The 14,146-nt window shown below is 64.3% G+C and carries 16 protein-coding genes and 1 riboswitch; of the genes, 15 read left to right on the top strand and 1 reads right to left on the bottom strand.

From position 1 onward, the window contains the following. Window positions 1-12 precede the first annotated feature (12 nt). Entirely contained in the window at window positions 13-1,755 is a 1,743-nt protein-coding gene (locus IAG25_RS37105; RefSeq protein WP_187609303.1) for an ABC transporter ATP-binding protein/permease, read from the bottom strand. A 231-nt stretch (window positions 1,756-1,986) separates the two neighbouring features. After that, window positions 1,987-2,111, top strand: a riboswitch (TPP riboswitch). Between the two features lie 183 nt (window positions 2,112-2,294). On the opposite strand from IAG25_RS37105, the gene IAG25_RS37100 reads away from it, so the two are divergent. The 15 genes from IAG25_RS37100 (at window position 2,295) to hisG (ending at window position 14,111) form a co-directional block, all read left to right on the top strand. Next, a complete protein-coding gene (locus IAG25_RS37100) occupies window positions 2,295-3,443 on the top strand; it encodes an FAD-dependent oxidoreductase (RefSeq protein ID WP_187609302.1) in 1,149 nt (382 codons plus the stop codon). 16 nt (window positions 3,444-3,459) lie between these two features. After that, window positions 3,460-3,657: a sulfur carrier protein ThiS gene (gene thiS / locus IAG25_RS37095; RefSeq protein ID WP_035506668.1), complete on the top strand. Its 198-nt coding sequence runs from the start codon at window positions 3,460-3,462 to the stop codon at window positions 3,655-3,657. A 20-nt stretch (window positions 3,658-3,677) separates the two neighbouring features. Next, entirely contained in the window at window positions 3,678-4,484 is an 807-nt protein-coding gene (locus tag IAG25_RS37090; RefSeq protein ID WP_187609301.1) for a thiazole synthase, read from the top strand. Next, window positions 4,481-5,566, top strand: coding sequence for a thiamine phosphate synthase (gene thiE / locus IAG25_RS37085; RefSeq protein ID WP_187609300.1), 1,086 nt, complete (start codon window positions 4,481-4,483; stop codon window positions 5,564-5,566). Before IAG25_RS37090 ends, thiE begins: the two co-directional genes overlap by 4 nt. A gap of 97 nt (window positions 5,567-5,663) precedes the next feature. After that, on the top strand, window positions 5,664-6,479 hold the full coding sequence (locus IAG25_RS37080) for an ABC transporter ATP-binding protein (RefSeq protein WP_187609299.1): 816 nt from the start codon (window positions 5,664-5,666) through the stop codon (window positions 6,477-6,479). Next, window positions 6,476-7,243, top strand: a complete 768-nt coding sequence (gene mlaE / locus IAG25_RS37075) for a lipid asymmetry maintenance ABC transporter permease subunit MlaE (RefSeq protein ID WP_187609298.1) — start codon at window positions 6,476-6,478, stop codon at window positions 7,241-7,243. The genes IAG25_RS37080 and mlaE overlap by 4 nt, the downstream gene beginning before the upstream one ends. A 93-nt stretch (window positions 7,244-7,336) precedes the next feature. After that, entirely contained in the window at window positions 7,337-7,918 is a 582-nt protein-coding gene (gene mlaD, locus IAG25_RS37070) for an outer membrane lipid asymmetry maintenance protein MlaD (protein WP_035506660.1), read from the top strand. Window positions 7,919-7,928: 10 nt separating this feature from the next. Beyond that, window positions 7,929-8,819, top strand: coding sequence for an MlaA family lipoprotein (locus tag IAG25_RS37065; RefSeq protein WP_187609297.1), 891 nt, complete (start codon window positions 7,929-7,931; stop codon window positions 8,817-8,819). Between the two features lie 124 nt (window positions 8,820-8,943). Next, entirely contained in the window at window positions 8,944-9,573 is a 630-nt protein-coding gene (locus IAG25_RS37060; protein WP_035506659.1) for an MlaC/ttg2D family ABC transporter substrate-binding protein, read from the top strand. Further along, a complete protein-coding gene (locus IAG25_RS37055) occupies window positions 9,570-9,857 on the top strand; it encodes an STAS domain-containing protein (RefSeq protein WP_187609296.1) in 288 nt (95 codons plus the stop codon). The genes IAG25_RS37060 and IAG25_RS37055 overlap by 4 nt, the downstream gene beginning before the upstream one ends. 208 nt (window positions 9,858-10,065) lie before the next feature. Then, entirely contained in the window at window positions 10,066-10,992 is a 927-nt protein-coding gene (locus IAG25_RS37050; RefSeq protein WP_187609295.1) for an ABC transporter ATP-binding protein, read from the top strand. After that, window positions 10,989-11,744, top strand: a complete 756-nt coding sequence (locus IAG25_RS37045) for an ABC transporter permease (protein WP_035506654.1) — start codon at window positions 10,989-10,991, stop codon at window positions 11,742-11,744. Before IAG25_RS37050 ends, IAG25_RS37045 begins: the two co-directional genes overlap by 4 nt. Before the next feature lie 15 nt (window positions 11,745-11,759). Further along, the gene (locus tag IAG25_RS37040) at window positions 11,760-11,999 is read left to right on the top strand and encodes a BolA family protein (protein ID WP_035506651.1); all 240 of its coding nucleotides are present in this window, start codon (window positions 11,760-11,762) and stop codon (window positions 11,997-11,999) included. A 151-nt stretch (window positions 12,000-12,150) separates the two neighbouring features. Continuing rightward, window positions 12,151-13,422 (top strand): UDP-N-acetylglucosamine 1-carboxyvinyltransferase, encoded by a 1,272-nt coding sequence (gene murA, locus IAG25_RS37035; protein ID WP_187609294.1) that lies wholly within the window; start codon window positions 12,151-12,153, stop codon window positions 13,420-13,422. Next, window positions 13,419-14,111 (top strand): ATP phosphoribosyltransferase, encoded by a 693-nt coding sequence (hisG, locus tag IAG25_RS37030; RefSeq protein WP_187609293.1) that lies wholly within the window; start codon window positions 13,419-13,421, stop codon window positions 14,109-14,111. Before murA ends, hisG begins: the two co-directional genes overlap by 4 nt. Window positions 14,112-14,146: the final 35 nt, after the last annotated feature.

Raw genomic sequence — 14,146 nt, 5'->3', positions numbered from 1 at the left:
ACTGCGGGCGTGTCAAACCTCCGCCATCGCCCTCTCGATCTCGATCTTGTAATCATGGAACATCGCCACCGACTCGCGATGCGCCACGCTCAGAATCGCCGCCTTCGGCAGCCGCTCCACAAGCGTGTTGTAGATATGCAGTTCGTTTTCCGCGTCGAGCGCGCTGGTGGCTTCATCGAGGAACACGAAGTCCGGCTTGTGCAGCAGCACGCGCGCCGCGGCAAGACGCTGTTGCTCGCCCGGCGACAGACTCCGCGCCCAGTGCGCGCTTTCCTCCAGCCGGTCCGCATACGCTTCGAGATTGCACAGACGCAGCGCTTCGCGCGATTCGTCGTCGCTGAACGTGCCGCCGGGCGACGGATACGACAGCGCCGCGCGCAGCGTCCCGATCGGCAGATAGCTCATTTGCGGGATGAACATCATTTTTGCGTCGACGGGCGCGTCGATGGTGCCGTCGCCGAACGGCCATAAGCCGGCCAGCGCGCGCATCAACGTGCTCTTGCCCGACCCGGACGGCCCGACGACGAGCCAGCGCGAGCCCGGCTCGATCGACACGTTCGCCACGCGCGAGAGCGGCGTGCCGTTGGGCAGCGCGAGCATGAGGCCGTTCGTCGTGAGCGAAGGCGTGCTCGTGTAATGCAGATTGATGCCGCCGTGTTCCGTCGCCGGCGACGTTTCCTCGCGGATATGAGTCGAGCGCATCACGCGTTTGAATTCGCGCAGACGGTTGACGGTAGCGCGCCATTCGACCAACGTCGAATAACTATTGATGAACCATGAAAACGAATCGCTGACCGTGCCGAACGCCGATGAAATCTGCATCAGCACGCCAAACGAAAACGCGCCCGCGAAATAGCGCGGCGCGGCGACCATGATCGGAAAGATGATCGCGATCTGCCCGTAGAAGCTCAGCACGAAGGTCATGCGCTTCGTGTACTTCATGATGAGCCACCAGTTGTCGCGAATGCGCTGGAAGATGGTCTTGGCGTTGGCGGTCTCGGTGGAGATGCCGTCGTAGAACGCGATCTGCTCGGCGTTTTCGCGCACGCGAATCAGCCCGAAGCGAAAATCCGCTTCCACTTTCTGCTGCTGATAGTTGATCGACACGAGCGGATGCCCGACCTTCTGGATGATCAGCGAGCCGAGAATCGCATAGAGCGCGGCGGCCCACACCATGTAGCCCGGAATCGTGATCGGCGTGGCGCCGAGCGAGAACGTGAGCGCGCCCGCGATGGTCCAGAGAATCGTGATGAAGGTGACGAGCGTGACGAGCGTCGAAAGCAGGTCGAGCGACAGCGAAAGCGTGGTGGTGGCGAAGGACTGGAGGTCGTCGGAAATACGCTGGTCGGGGTTGTCGGCGAGGCGATCGCGCTCGATACGGTAGAACGCCTTGTCGCCAAGCCATTGCTCCAGAAACCGGTTGGTGAGCCACTGCCGCCAGCGGAACGCGAGCATCTGCCGCAGATAGCGCCCGTACACCGCGAGCAGGATGTACGCGAACGCGAGGCCCGTGAAGATCAGCAGCAGATGCGGGAAGTCCTTGACGTTCTTGTTCTGCAGCGCGTTGTAGAAGTCGGCGTTCCAGCTGTTGAGCCGGACATTGATCCACACGACCGTCATGTTGATCGCGATGATCGCGACGAGCAGGCCCCACGCGAAACCGCGCTCCTCCGAGACCCAGTAGGGCTTGATGAGGCTCCAGGCCGAGACTTCGTCGGCCTTCTGCTGCGTGCTTTCGGTACGAGTGTTGGTCATGAGCTTCCTGCTGATGCGCCCCGTGGCGCCCGATTGTGACGTCCGCGGCCGGGCCGCGCGCGGCGTTTTCCGGCCCCGTAAATTGTTCCGGGATTCTCTTAACGCTCGCTTAATTTCGTGCGATTGGCCGGCGAACCATGTTCGCGGCATTGTGCCAGAGTGCCGACGCGCGCGATAAAAGGCGGGCAATCCCGGTTTGCAGCGGCTTCGCCTTTCATGTTTTAATGATCCTCGACGAAACAGGGGTGCTTCGCGTGCATCGGCGGCCGGAACGGTCGGCAGCGCGGCGAGGCTGAGAGAGACCCTTTGCACCCGATCCGGGTAATACCGGCGAGGGAAGTTTCCGGAGAACGCGCGAATCCCGCGCCATTCCTCCAGTCTCTTCCAGTATTTTTCTTCCGCCCGGCACGTTTCATCCGATGCCGAGCCGGTCTCTCCGCTGATTTCGTCCTCGTGATGTGGCGTCGCGCCAGCACGGTCGAGATCGCGTACTTCGTCTCCTCGTGCGGTGCAGCGTCACGCCCTTTGGAGACATCGAATTGAACAGGATCGAACAGGGCGCGCCGCGCGGGCAGGACTTCGCCGTCGTCGGCGGTGGCCTCGTCGGACGGCTCGTCGCCTGGCAGCTCGCGGGCGCGGGCCATGACGTCGCGCTCTACGAACGCGGCGATGCGGCGGGAACGCAATCGGCTGCGTGGGTCGCCGCCGCGATGCTCGCGCCGCTCGCCGAAGCGGCGAGCGCGGAGCCGCTCGTGGTCGGCCTCGGCGCGGCGTCGCTCGAACGCTGGCCGCGTCTCATCGAGCAATTGCCTGAGCCGGTCTTCTTTCAGCGCAACGGCACGCTCGTCGTGTGGCACGGTGCGGATCGCGCCGAGGCGCCACTCTTCGAGCGCCGTCTGCGCGCCAATTCGCCTCCCGATCTGCTCGATGGCGGCTTCGTCAAGCTCGCGGGCGCGCAAGTCGCGCAGGCCGAACCCGCGCTCGGAACGCGCTTCGCGCAGGGCTGGCTGCTGCCGAACGAAGGCCAGCTGGATAACCGCCAAGCCCTGAGCGCGCTCGCGGCCGGACTCGCTGCGCGCGGCGTGGGCACGCACTGGAACACGCCGGTCGACGCAATGCCCGACGCCCGCTGGATCATCGATTGTCGTGGTCTGGGCGGAAAGCCCGCGTGGCCCGCGCTGCGCGGCATCCGCGGCGAAGTCGCGCGCGTGCATGCGCCGGGCATCGGGCTTTCGCGGCCGGTGCGGCTGCTGCATCCGCGCTATCCGCTCTATATCGCGCCGAAGGAGAACGATATGTACGTGATCGGCGCGACGGAAGTGGAAGGCGAAGACATGTCGCCCGTCAGCGTGCGCTCGGCGCTCGAACTGCTGAGCGCGGCTTTCGCCGTGCATCCGGGCTTCGGCGAGGCGCGCATCCTCGAACTGAATTCGCATTGCCGGCCGACCTTGCCGGATCATCGGCCGGCAATTGTCTGGGACGGGGCGCGGACCTTGCGCGTGAACGGCCTGTACCGGCACGGTTTCATGATCGCGCCCGAAGTCGCGGATGCCGCGAGCCATCTGGCCGAAGCGCTCGCTTCAGGCGACGTCGCCGATGCCGACACCTTCTCCGATTTCCGCGGCGCCGCGCGCTGGCCCGAACTGCTGCACGGCGAGTTCTCGGTCGCGCCCGCGCTTTCGCATTGAGCAAGAGACAAACGAGATGAACATCCACATCAATCAGCGTGTCTTCGATTTGCCCGACACCGCCACCGTTACCGAAGCGCTCGCCGCGTTCGGCGCGAAGCCGCCGTTCGCGGTTGCGTTGAACGGCCAGTTCGTCGGGCGCGGCGAGCACGCCACGAAAACGCTCGCCGCGGGCGACAAGCTCGACGTCGTGTCGCCCGTCGCGGGCGGCTGAATTCCGAAAAGGATCGAATCATGACCATATCCACCGCCGACGTTCTCACGCTCTACGGCGAGACCTTTCCGAGCCGCGTGCTGCTCGGCACTTCGCGTTATCCGTCGCTGCAATCGCTGTCCGACTCCATCGACGCCGCGCGGCCCGGCATGGTCACGGTCGCGCTGCGCCGCCAGTCGGAAACGGGCGAAGCCGGCTTTTTCGATGTGCTGAAGCGCCACGGCGTCGCGCTGCTTCCCAACACGGCCGGATGTCAGAGCGTCGACGAAGTGCTCACCACCGCCCATATGGCGCGCGAAGTCTTCGAAACGCCGTGGATCAAGCTGGAGCTGATCGGCGACGATTACACGCTGCAGCCCGACCCGATCGGCCTCGTGGAAGCTGCGGCGAAGCTGATCCGCGAAGGCTTCAAGGTGCTGCCGTATTGCACGGAAGACCTCGTGATCGGCAGGCGCCTTCTCGATGCCGGCTGTGAAGCGCTGATGCCGTGGGGCGCGCCGATCGGCACCGGCAAAGGCGTGACCAATCCTTACGGGCTGCGCACGCTGCGCGAGCGGCTGCCGGACGTGCCGCTGATCGTCGATGCCGGTCTCGGTGTGCCGTCGCACGCCTGCCAGGTGATGGAATGGGGCTTCGACGGCGTGCTGCTCAATACGGCCGTATCGCAGGCGACTTTCCCGCCGCAAATGGCGCGGGCCTTTGCGCTGGGCGTCGAGGCGGGGCGCACCGCATTTCTCGCCGGCCCGATGGCCGAGCGCGACAGCGCGCAGGCGAGCACGCCGGTCGTCGGCATGCCGTTCTGGCATCAGGACGGAGGCGCGGCATGAGCTTGCTGAATCGCGAAGTTTTCTGGCCGCCGGCCGACGAACTGATCGAAGTCGCCGAGCGGATTCGCGCGCGTCTGGGCGAATGGCCCGCGGCCGAAACGCGCTGGCGCATCTGCCTGACCGCGGCGGAATCGCCGAAAGCCGGAGATCTGATCGTCGCGGCCGAGTTGCACGACGCGGACAGCGCGCGGCTCCTGGCGAGCGGCGCGGCGGTGCTCGACGCGCGTGACGGCCGCGTGACGCTGCATCGTGGCAACGAACGTTTCGCGCTGGAAGGCGAATGGTCCGATGATTGGCTGGCCGCGCTCGCCGCTTTCCTCGATTGCAACTTCGAACCGCACGACGCGCTCACGCTCGCGCTCGCCTGGCGCGCGGGCGATGAAAACAAGGCCGACGCGTGGCCTGTCGATTTCGCTACGTTTCCGCGCGTCGCCGATTTGCCGCCGGCTCCCGAGGGCGGCTTCCCGGCGTGTCCCGATCGCCTCGGCCTGTATCCGGTGTTGCCGAGCGCGGACTGGGTGGAACGCGTGCTGGACCTCGGCGTGCGCACCGCGCAATTGCGCCGCAAATCGACCGACGCCGCCGATTTGAGCCGCGAAATCGCACGCTCGGTCGAGGCAGGGCGTCGGCATGACGCGCAGCTTTTCATCAACGACCACTGGCGCGAGGCGATCGCGGCGGGCGCGTACGGCGTGCATCTCGGCCAGGAAGACGTGCAGACGGCCGATCTGAACGCGATCGCGAAGGCCGGCGTTCGACTCGGACTGTCGACGCACGGCTATTACGAGATGCTGCGCGCGCTGCATTTCAAGCCGAGCTATCTCGCGCTCGGCGCTGTTTTCCCGACCACGACGAAAATCATGCCGACCAAGCCGCAGGGGCTCGCACGGCTCACGCGCTACGTGCAGCTTCTGTCGGGACGCGTGCCGCTCGTCGCGATCGGCGGAATCGACGCCAAGGTGATGCCGGACGTCCTCGCGACGCGCGTCGGCAGCGCCGCGGTCGTGCGCGCGGTCACCGAAGCGGCGGACACGGCGGCAGCGGTCTCGTTGCTGCAACAAATGTTTGCAAGTCAATGGTGAAAAATCCCAAAAACGAAGGGGCGCAAACCTAGGCAAAGCACCGATTGCACGCAGGCCCTATAATTCGGCCTTTTGCGTCAACGGAATCTCTTACCCAGTGCCTGCTTCTTCCGAGACTCTGCTGGAGCTACGCGACGTCGATTTCGGCTACGGCGACCGGCTCGTACTGTCGAACCTGAACATGCGTTTCCCGCGTGGGCAGGTGGTCGCGGTCATGGGCGGCTCCGGCTGCGGCAAAACCACGACCTTGCGCCTGGTCGGCGGCCTCGTGAAGGCGAGCCGCGGCCAGGTCATGTTCGATGGACAGGACGTCGGCGCGCAGACGCGCGACGGTTTGTACGCGCTGCGCCGCAAGATGGGCATGCTGTTTCAGTTCGGCGCGCTGTTCACTGACCAAACCGTGTTCGAGAACGTTGCGTTCCCGCTACGCGAGCACACGGATCTGCCGGAAGCGTTGATCCGCGATCTCGTTCTGATGAAGCTGAACGCCGTCGGTCTGCGCGGCGCGCGCGATCTCGCGCCGTCCGAAATTTCGGGCGGCATGGCGCGGCGTGTGGCGCTCGCCCGTGCCATCGCGCTCGATCCGCAGCTCATGATGTACGACGAACCGTTCGCCGGCCTCGATCCCATCTCGCTCGGCATCACGGCGCAACTCATCCGCACGATTAACGACGCGCTCGGCGCAACCTCCATTCTCGTCACGCACGACGTGCCGGAATCGTTCGCCATCGCCGACTACGTGTATTTCATCGCGAACGGCGGCATCCACGCCGAAGGCACGCCGGCGGAGCTGCGCGCATCGCAGGACCCGACCGTGCGCCAGTTCATCGACGGCACGCCGGACGGCCCGTTCAAGTTCCACTACGCGAGCACGCCGCTCGCCGCGGATTTCGGCATCGGAGGGCAGGCATGATCAGCGCGCTCGGACGCTGGGTGCTCGACGGTTTCGGCACCGCGGGCTACGCGACGCGCATGTTCCTGCGCCTCGTGCTCGAATTGTTTTCGCTGTTGCGTCGCCCGCGACTCGTCACGAAACAGATCCACTTCGTCGGCAATTATTCGCTCGTGATCATCGCGGTGTCGGGATTGTTCGTCGGCTTCGTGCTTGGCTTGCAGGGCTATTACACGCTGAGCCGCTACGGCTCGGAACAGGCGCTCGGTCTGCTCGTCGCGCTATCGCTCGTGCGCGAGCTCGGGCCGGTCGTCACGGCGCTGTTGTTCGCGGGGCGCGCGGGCACGTCGCTCACCGCCGAAATCGGGCTGATGAAGGCGGGCGAGCAACTCACCGCGATGGAAATGATGGCGGTCGACCCGCTCAAGGTGGTCGTCGCGCCGCGCATGTGGGCGGGCATCATCGCCATGCCGGTTCTCGCGGCCATTTTCAGCGCGGTCGGCATCATCGGGGGCTACGTCGTCGGCGTGATCCTGATCGGCGTCGATCCGGGCGCGTTCTGGTCGCAGATGCAGGGCGGCGTGGATGTGTGGCGCGATGTCGGCAATGGCGTCATCAAGAGCATCGTGTTCGGCTTCGCGGTGACGTTCATCGCGTTGTTCCAGGGCTACGAGGCAAAGCCGACGCCGGAAGGCGTGTCGCGAGCGACGACCAAGACCGTCGTGTACGCGTCGCTCGCCGTACTCGGGCTCGATTTCCTGCTGACCGCATTGATGTTCAGCTAATGGACCAAGCGCAGGCGCCGGGCAAGGCGCGGGCGTTGTGAAAGGCACAGACCATCACGCGCCATCTGCGAAAAGATTCTCTTTGGGAAGACGATGAAAAAGACTGCTCTCGACTTTTGGGTCGGCCTCTTCGTGGTGCTCGGTTTCGTGGCGCTGCTCTTTCTTGCGCTGAAGGCGGGCAACATGAGCTCCCTGTCGTTCCAGCAAACCTACGAGGTGAAGCTCAAGTTCGACAACATCGGCGGGCTCAAGGCGCGCGCGCCGGTCAAGAGCGCGGGCGTGACGGTCGGGCGCGTGGGCGGCATCGGCTTCGACTCGAACACGTACCAGGCTGTCGTCACGATCGATATCGACAAGCAGTACCAGTTCCCGAAGGATTCGTCCGCGAAGATCCTGACGTCGGGTCTGCTCGGTGAGCAGTACATCGGCCTCGAGCCGGGCGGCGACGATCAAATGTTGAAGAACGGCGACACCATCACGATGACGCAATCGGCCGTGGTCCTCGAAAACCTGATCGGCCAGTTCCTCTACAACAAGGCGGCGGATTCCGGCGCCTCGAAATCATCGGCAGCGCCGGCAGCGCCTGCGCCCGCACCGGCTTTCCCGGGCGCGGCGAGCGCGATGGGCGCATCGGGCGCGGCCGGGGCGAATGCCGCCTCGGCACCGGCTCAATAAGGAGAACAGCATGCAGGCGATGGGGATGCGGCGCGCAATCATCGTGGCGGGCGCGATCGCGCTCGCCGGCTGCACGACGGTGACGACACCAACCAAAGGGGATCCGCTCGAGAGCTACAACCGGACGATGTTCACGATCAACGATACCGTCGATCAGTACGCGTTGAAGCCGGTGGCGAAGGGTTACGTGTGGGCCGTGCCGGAGCCGGTGCGCAACAGCGTGACAAACTTCTTCTCGAATATCGGTGACGTCTACATCGCCGCGAACAATCTGCTGCAGTTGAAGATTGCGGATGGCGTATCGGACATCATGCGCGTCGCGATCAACACGCTGTTCGGCGTCGGCGGCCTATTCGACGTCGCGACCATCGCGAAGCTGCCGAAGCACTCGGGCGATTTCGGCCTGACGCTCGGGCACTATGGCGTGCCGGCCGGCCCGTATGTCGTGCTGCCGTTGCTCGGGCCGAGCACCGTGCGGGATTCGGCGGGTTTGGTCGTCGATTATTTCGGCAATCCGCTCACCTACGTGAGCCCGGATTCGGTGAGCTGGGCGCTCTATGGCGTGAACCTCATCAATGTGCGCGCGAATTTGCTCGGCGCGACCGACGTGCTCGCCGATGCCGCTCTCGACAAGTACTCGTTCGTGCGTAACGCGTACTTGCAACGCCGTCAGTACCTGATCTCCGGCGGCGACAGCAACATGCCGGATTACGGCGAAGCGCCGCTGCCGAATTACGGCGACGAGGGCGCGGCTGCCGCGGCAGGCGCATCGGCCACAGCGGTTCCGGCTCCGGCTTCGGGCACGGCCGCTGCGCCTGCTCCGGCGAGCGGACCCAGCAATACGGTGCCGGGCAATCAGTATGTCCCGCCGTCCGGTTTCCCATCATTCCGCTTGCGTTGAGCGAGTTTTCGCTAACGCGCGGTAACATATCTAACGACATTTCTTACGCTTTGGATGCTGCACCGCCTGAACTCGATTCAGGCGGCGCGCTCAAACCGAAGCCTCTACTTTTGCAGGGTCTGTGATGAAAAAACTTCTCCTTCTTCCCATCTTCGCGATGTTCATGGCGCTTTGCGGCGCGGCGTCGGCGCAGAGCGTCGATTCGAGTTCGCCCGACGTGCTGATCAAGACGGTGACGCAACAGGTCCTCGACGAAATCAAGTCCGACCCGAAGATTCAGTCGGGCGATATCGCAAAGATCACCGAGCTCGTCAATCAGAAGATCCTGCCGTACACGGATTTCACGCGCACGACGCGCCTCGTGATGGGCCGCAACTGGAATTCGGCGACGCCGGAGCAGCAAAAGCAGATCGTCGAGCAGTTCAAGATGTTGCTGATCCGTACGTACTCGGGCGCGCTCGCCCAGGTGCGCAATCAGACGGTGCAGTACAAGCCGTTCCGCGCGAATCCGGACGACACCGACGTCGTGGTCCGCTCGGTCGTAATGAACAACGGCTCGCCGGTCGAACTCGACTATCGCCTGTACAAGACGGCCCAAGGCTGGCGCGTGTACGACATCAACGTGCTCGGCGCATGGCTGATCCAGGCGTATCAACAGCAGTTCAACGAGCAGATCTCGCAGAATGGCGTGGGCGGCCTGCTGCAGTTCCTGACGCAGCGTAACCAGCAACTCGCGAGCGGCAAGGCATCGTGAGCACGCAAGCCACGGGCGGCCGTTTCCAGACGGCCGCGACCCTGACCCACGAGAGCGCGAAGGCCGCGCTCGACTCGGGTCTGTCGCGCATCGCAGCAGGCGCGACCGAAGTCGATTGCGCGCCGCTCACGCAGTTCGACTCCTCCGCGCTCGCCGTGTTGCTCGCATGGCAGCGCGCCGCGTCCGCGCGCGGCGCCGCACTGGGCGTCGTCAATCTTCCTTCCGGGCTCGTCAGTCTCGCGCGAGCCTACGGCGTCGATACGCTTCTCTCGTTCCGACATTGATCCTGTTCTGACACCCCGTGCAGAACGCGGCAGCGCGCTTCGCTGCCGCAATCAGGATCGCTCCGAAGTCGGCTCCAGCCGCTTTGCCCTATAATCAAACGTTTTTTTCGGGCCTCAACCCGGCCCTTTTTGGTCCGAGCCCGGGTCCGTCAAGCGAAAAAATCCGCACATTTGAGGCGCGGCCGTGCGCGGCGCGCGCACTGTCTACATGTCAGCCATAGAAATCCGAAACGTCAGGAAGCGCTACAAGGATCTCCAGGCGCTTAAAGGCGTGAGCCTCACGGTGGAAGAGGGCGAGTTCTTCGGCTTGCTCGGCCCCAACGGCGCGGGCAAAACCACGTTGATCAGTATTCTGGCCGGCCTGGCGCGCGCCGATAGCGGCACGATCTCCGTGCGCGGCCACGATGTCGTCAGCGACTTCCGGGCGGCGCGGCGCGCACTCGGCGTCGTGCCGCAGGAACTCGTGTTCGATCCGTTCTTCACCGTGCGCGAGTCGCTCCGTATCCAGTCGGGCTACTTCGGCTTGCGCAACAACGACGACTGGATCGACGAGGTCATGGCCAATCTCGATCTCACCGAAAAAGCCGACGTCAACACGCGCGCGCTGTCGGGCGGGATGAAGCGCCGCGTGCTCGTCGCGCAGGCGCTGGTGCATCGTCCGCCCGTGATCGTGCTCGATGAGCCCACCGCCGGCGTCGATGTCGAATTGCGTCAGACGCTCTGGAAGTTCATCTCGCGTCTGAATCGCGAAGGTCACACGATCGTGCTGACGACGCACTATCTCGAAGAAGCCGAATCGCTGTGCCATCGGCTCGCGATGCTTCGTCGCGGTGAAGTCGTCGCGCTCGAGCGCACGAGCACGCTGCTGCAGCGTTTCTCGGGCATGCAGTTGTATCTGCGCCTGTCGAACGGTGCGTTGCCCGCCGACTTGCGCGCGCTCGAAGTCGATCCGCACGCGGTGTCGGGCGCGCAGCATTTGCTGCGCCTCGCGAGCTACGACGACGTCGAGCCGATTCTCGCGAAATGCCGCGCGGCAGGCTGCACGTTCGATGAAATCGACGTGCGCAAGGCCGATCTGGAAGACGTGTTCGTGCAGGTGATGAACGAGCCGGAAGTGGTCGAGGGGCTTTCATGAGCGGTTTCCAGACGTTGTTCTACAAGGAGCTGCTGCGCTTCTGGAAGGTTTCGTTTCAGACCGTGCTCGCGCCGGTCGTCACGGCGCTGCTGTATCTGACCATCTTCGGTCACGCGTTGTCGGGACACGTGCAGGTGTATCCGGGCGTCGGCTACACGAGCTTCCTCGTGCCCGGCCTCGTGATGATGAGCGTGCTGCAGAACGCGTTCGCGAACAGTTCGTCGTCGCTGATCCAGTCGAAGATCACCGGCAATCTCGTATTCGTGCTGCTGCCGCCGATCGCGCATTGGGAAATGTTCTTTGCGTACGTGCTGGCGTCGGTCGTGCGCGGGCTGTGCGTGGGCTTCGGCGTGTTCATCGTGACGATATGGTTCATCCCGATGTCTTTTTCCGCGCCGTTCTACATCATTGCGTTCGCGATCCTCGGTTCGGGCATTCTCGGCACGCTGGGTCTGATCGCGGGCATCTGGGCCGACAAGTTCGATCAGCTGGCCGCGTTCCAGAACTTCCTGATCATGCCGCTCACGTTTCTTTCCGGCGTGTTCTACTCGACACATACGCTGCCGCCCCTGTGGCGCGCGGTGTCGCATCTGAATCCGTTCTTCTACATGATCGACGGCTTTCGTTACGGCTTCTTCGGCCTGTCCGACGTGAATCCGCTGGTGAGTCTCGGCATCGTCGGCGGATTCCTGGCCGTGCTGGCGCTGATCGCCGTGCGTTTGCTCGCGAGCGGCTACAAGCTGCGTCACTAATTCAAGGAGACTTCCATGTTGCCGACTCCGGAGCAAGTGAAGGACTACATCGCTGGCGGCTTGTCCTGCCAGCATCTCGAAGTGGAAGGCGACGGCCAGCACTTTTTCGCGACCATCGTGAGCGATGCGTTCGTCGGCAAGCGGCTGATCGCGCGTCATCAACTGGTTTATGCGGCGCTCGGCGAGCGCATGCGCGAGGAGATTCATGCGCTGAGCATGAAGACCCTCACCCCCGACGAGTGGAAATCGGCCTGAGTCCACCCGGCGAAGCCAATCAGGTCACACGACTCAATTCACGTAACACCGGCATCACCGGCAGACAAAGGCAGTAAGAGTGCGATTCATTCAAGATAACCGCGGCGCCGAAAACGGCTCCGCAGCAGGAAGCTCGGTCGAAGGACACGCAATGGATAAATTGGTCATCACGGGGGGCGCGAAGCTCTCTGGCGAAATCACCGTATCGGGCGCGAAGAACGCGGCTTTGCCCATTCTTTGCGCAAGTCTTCTCACCGCCGACGACGTCCATCTGTCGAACGTGCCGAATCTTCAGGACGTGCGCACGATGGTCAAGCTGCTGCGCCAGATGGGCGTGCAGTCCGAAGTGTCCGGCGATGGCCGCGTGAGCCTCAATGCATCGAAGGTCGACAAGCTGATCGCGCCGTACGAAATGGTCAAGACGATGCGCGCGTCGATTCTCGTGCTCGGGCCGCTCGTCGCGCGCTTCGGCGAGGCGAAGGTGTCGCTGCCCGGCGGTTGCGCGATCGGCGCGCGTCCGGTCGATCAGCACATCAAGGGCCTGCAGGCGATGGGCGCCGAGATCAATATCGAGCACGGCTTCATCGAAGCGCGCGCGAAGCGTCTGAAGGGCGCGCGCATCATCACCGACATGATCACCGTCACCGGCACCGAAAACCTGCTGATGGCGGCGGTGCTGGCCGAAGGCGAGACGGTCATCGAGAACGCCGCGCGCGAACCCGAAGTGAGCGATCTCGCGCATCTGCTCGTGAAGATGGGCGCGAAGATCGACGGCATCGGCACCGATCGTCTGGTGATTCAGGGCGTCGAGAAGCTGCACGGCGCAAAGCATGACGTCGTGCCGGATCGCATCGAGGCCGGCACGTTCCTGTGCGCGGTCGCGGCCGCAGGCGGCGATGTCACGCTGCGTCGCGTGAGCTCGCATCTGCTCGACGCTGTCACGGCCAAGCTGCGCGAAGCCGGCGTCAGCATCGAGGAAGGCGACGACTGGATGCGCGTGCGCATGGACAAGCGCGCCGGTGCGGTGAATATCCGCACGTCCGAATATCCCGCGTTCCCGACCGATATGCAGGCGCAGTTCATGGCGCTCAACACGATCGCGAACGGCACGTCGCAAGTGGTCGAGACGATCTTCGAGAACCGCTTCATGCACGTGCAGGAATTGAACCGTCTCGGCGCGCACATCACGATCGACGGCAACACGGCGCTCATCAGCGGCGTCGAGAAGCTTTCCGGCGCAAAGGTCATGGCAACCGATCTGCGCGCGTCCGCGAGTCTCGTGATCGCGGCGATGTGCGCGGACGGCGAAACGCTGATCGACCGCATCTACCATCTGGATCGCGGCTACGACCGCATGGAATCGAAGCTGACGGCGGTCGGTGCGAACGTGCGCCGCATCAAGGGCAGCGGGAGCGAGCAATGAGCTCGCTGCCGCAGACGTCGTCGTCGGTGGAGCCGAGCGCGCCCCTCACGCTCGCGCTGTCCAAAGGGCGTATCTTCGAGGAAACGCTGCCGTTGCTCGCCGCCGCCGGCGTGCAGGTGGCCGAAGATCCGGAGAGCTCGCGCAAGCTGATCCTGCCGACCACGAACCCGAACCTGCGCGTGATCATCGTGCGCGCGACCGATGTGCCGACCTACGTCGAATACGGCGCGGCGGACTTTGGCGTCGCAGGCAAGGACGTGCTGATCGAGCACGGCGGCAGCGGCCTGTATCAGCCGATCGATCTGGACATCGCGCGCTGCCGGATGTCGGTGGCCGTGAAGGCGGGCTTCGATTACGCGAGCGCGGTGCGCCAGGGCGCGCGTCTGCGCGTCGCGACGAAGTACACCGAAACCGCGCGTCAGCATTTCGCGGCGAAGGGCGTCCACGTCGATCTGATCAAGCTGTACGGTTCGATGGAACTCGCGCCGCTCGTCGGGCTCGCGGATGCGATCGTCGATCTGGTCAGCTCGGGCGGCACGCTGCGAGCGAACAATCTCGTCGAAGTCGAAGAGATCATGCAGATTTCATCGCGCCTCGTCGTGAACCAGGCGGCGCTCAAGCTGAAGCGCGCGGCGCTCAAGCCGTACCTCGACGCGTTCGAGCGCGCCACGGCCGCAATAGGAAATTAGGCGAGCCGCACGCCGCGGCGCGCCACCAGCAAAAC

Source organism: Caballeronia sp. EK (assembly GCF_014384845.1).
Classification (GTDB): Bacteria; Pseudomonadota; Gammaproteobacteria; order Burkholderiales; family Burkholderiaceae; genus Caballeronia; species Caballeronia jiangsuensis.
This window is presented reverse-complemented; position numbering and strand designations above follow the sequence as displayed.

Bases quoted from the DNA above. Each gene is read 5' to 3' on its own strand.
- IAG25_RS37105 (WP_187609303.1), bottom strand. From the start codon at position 1,755: ATGACCAACACTCGTACCGAAAGCACGCAGCAGAAGGCCGACGAAGTC.
- thiS (WP_035506668.1), top strand. From the start codon at position 3,460: ATGAACATCCACATCAATCAGCGTGTCTTCGATTTGCCCGACACCGCC.
- IAG25_RS37090 (WP_187609301.1), top strand. From the start codon at position 3,678: ATGACCATATCCACCGCCGACGTTCTCACGCTCTACGGCGAGACCTTT.
- thiE (WP_187609300.1), top strand. From the start codon at position 4,481: ATGAGCTTGCTGAATCGCGAAGTTTTCTGGCCGCCGGCCGACGAACTG.
- mlaE (WP_187609298.1), top strand. From the start codon at position 6,476: ATGATCAGCGCGCTCGGACGCTGGGTGCTCGACGGTTTCGGCACCGCG.
- mlaD (WP_035506660.1), top strand. From the start codon at position 7,337: ATGAAAAAGACTGCTCTCGACTTTTGGGTCGGCCTCTTCGTGGTGCTC.
- IAG25_RS37065 (WP_187609297.1), top strand. From the start codon at position 7,929: ATGCAGGCGATGGGGATGCGGCGCGCAATCATCGTGGCGGGCGCGATC.
- IAG25_RS37060 (WP_035506659.1), top strand. From the start codon at position 8,944: ATGAAAAAACTTCTCCTTCTTCCCATCTTCGCGATGTTCATGGCGCTT.
- IAG25_RS37050 (WP_187609295.1), top strand. From the start codon at position 10,066: ATGTCAGCCATAGAAATCCGAAACGTCAGGAAGCGCTACAAGGATCTC.
- IAG25_RS37045 (WP_035506654.1), top strand. From the start codon at position 10,989: ATGAGCGGTTTCCAGACGTTGTTCTACAAGGAGCTGCTGCGCTTCTGG.
- IAG25_RS37040 (WP_035506651.1), top strand. From the start codon at position 11,760: ATGTTGCCGACTCCGGAGCAAGTGAAGGACTACATCGCTGGCGGCTTG.
- murA (WP_187609294.1), top strand. From the start codon at position 12,151: ATGGATAAATTGGTCATCACGGGGGGCGCGAAGCTCTCTGGCGAAATC.
- hisG (WP_187609293.1), top strand. From the start codon at position 13,419: ATGAGCTCGCTGCCGCAGACGTCGTCGTCGGTGGAGCCGAGCGCGCCC.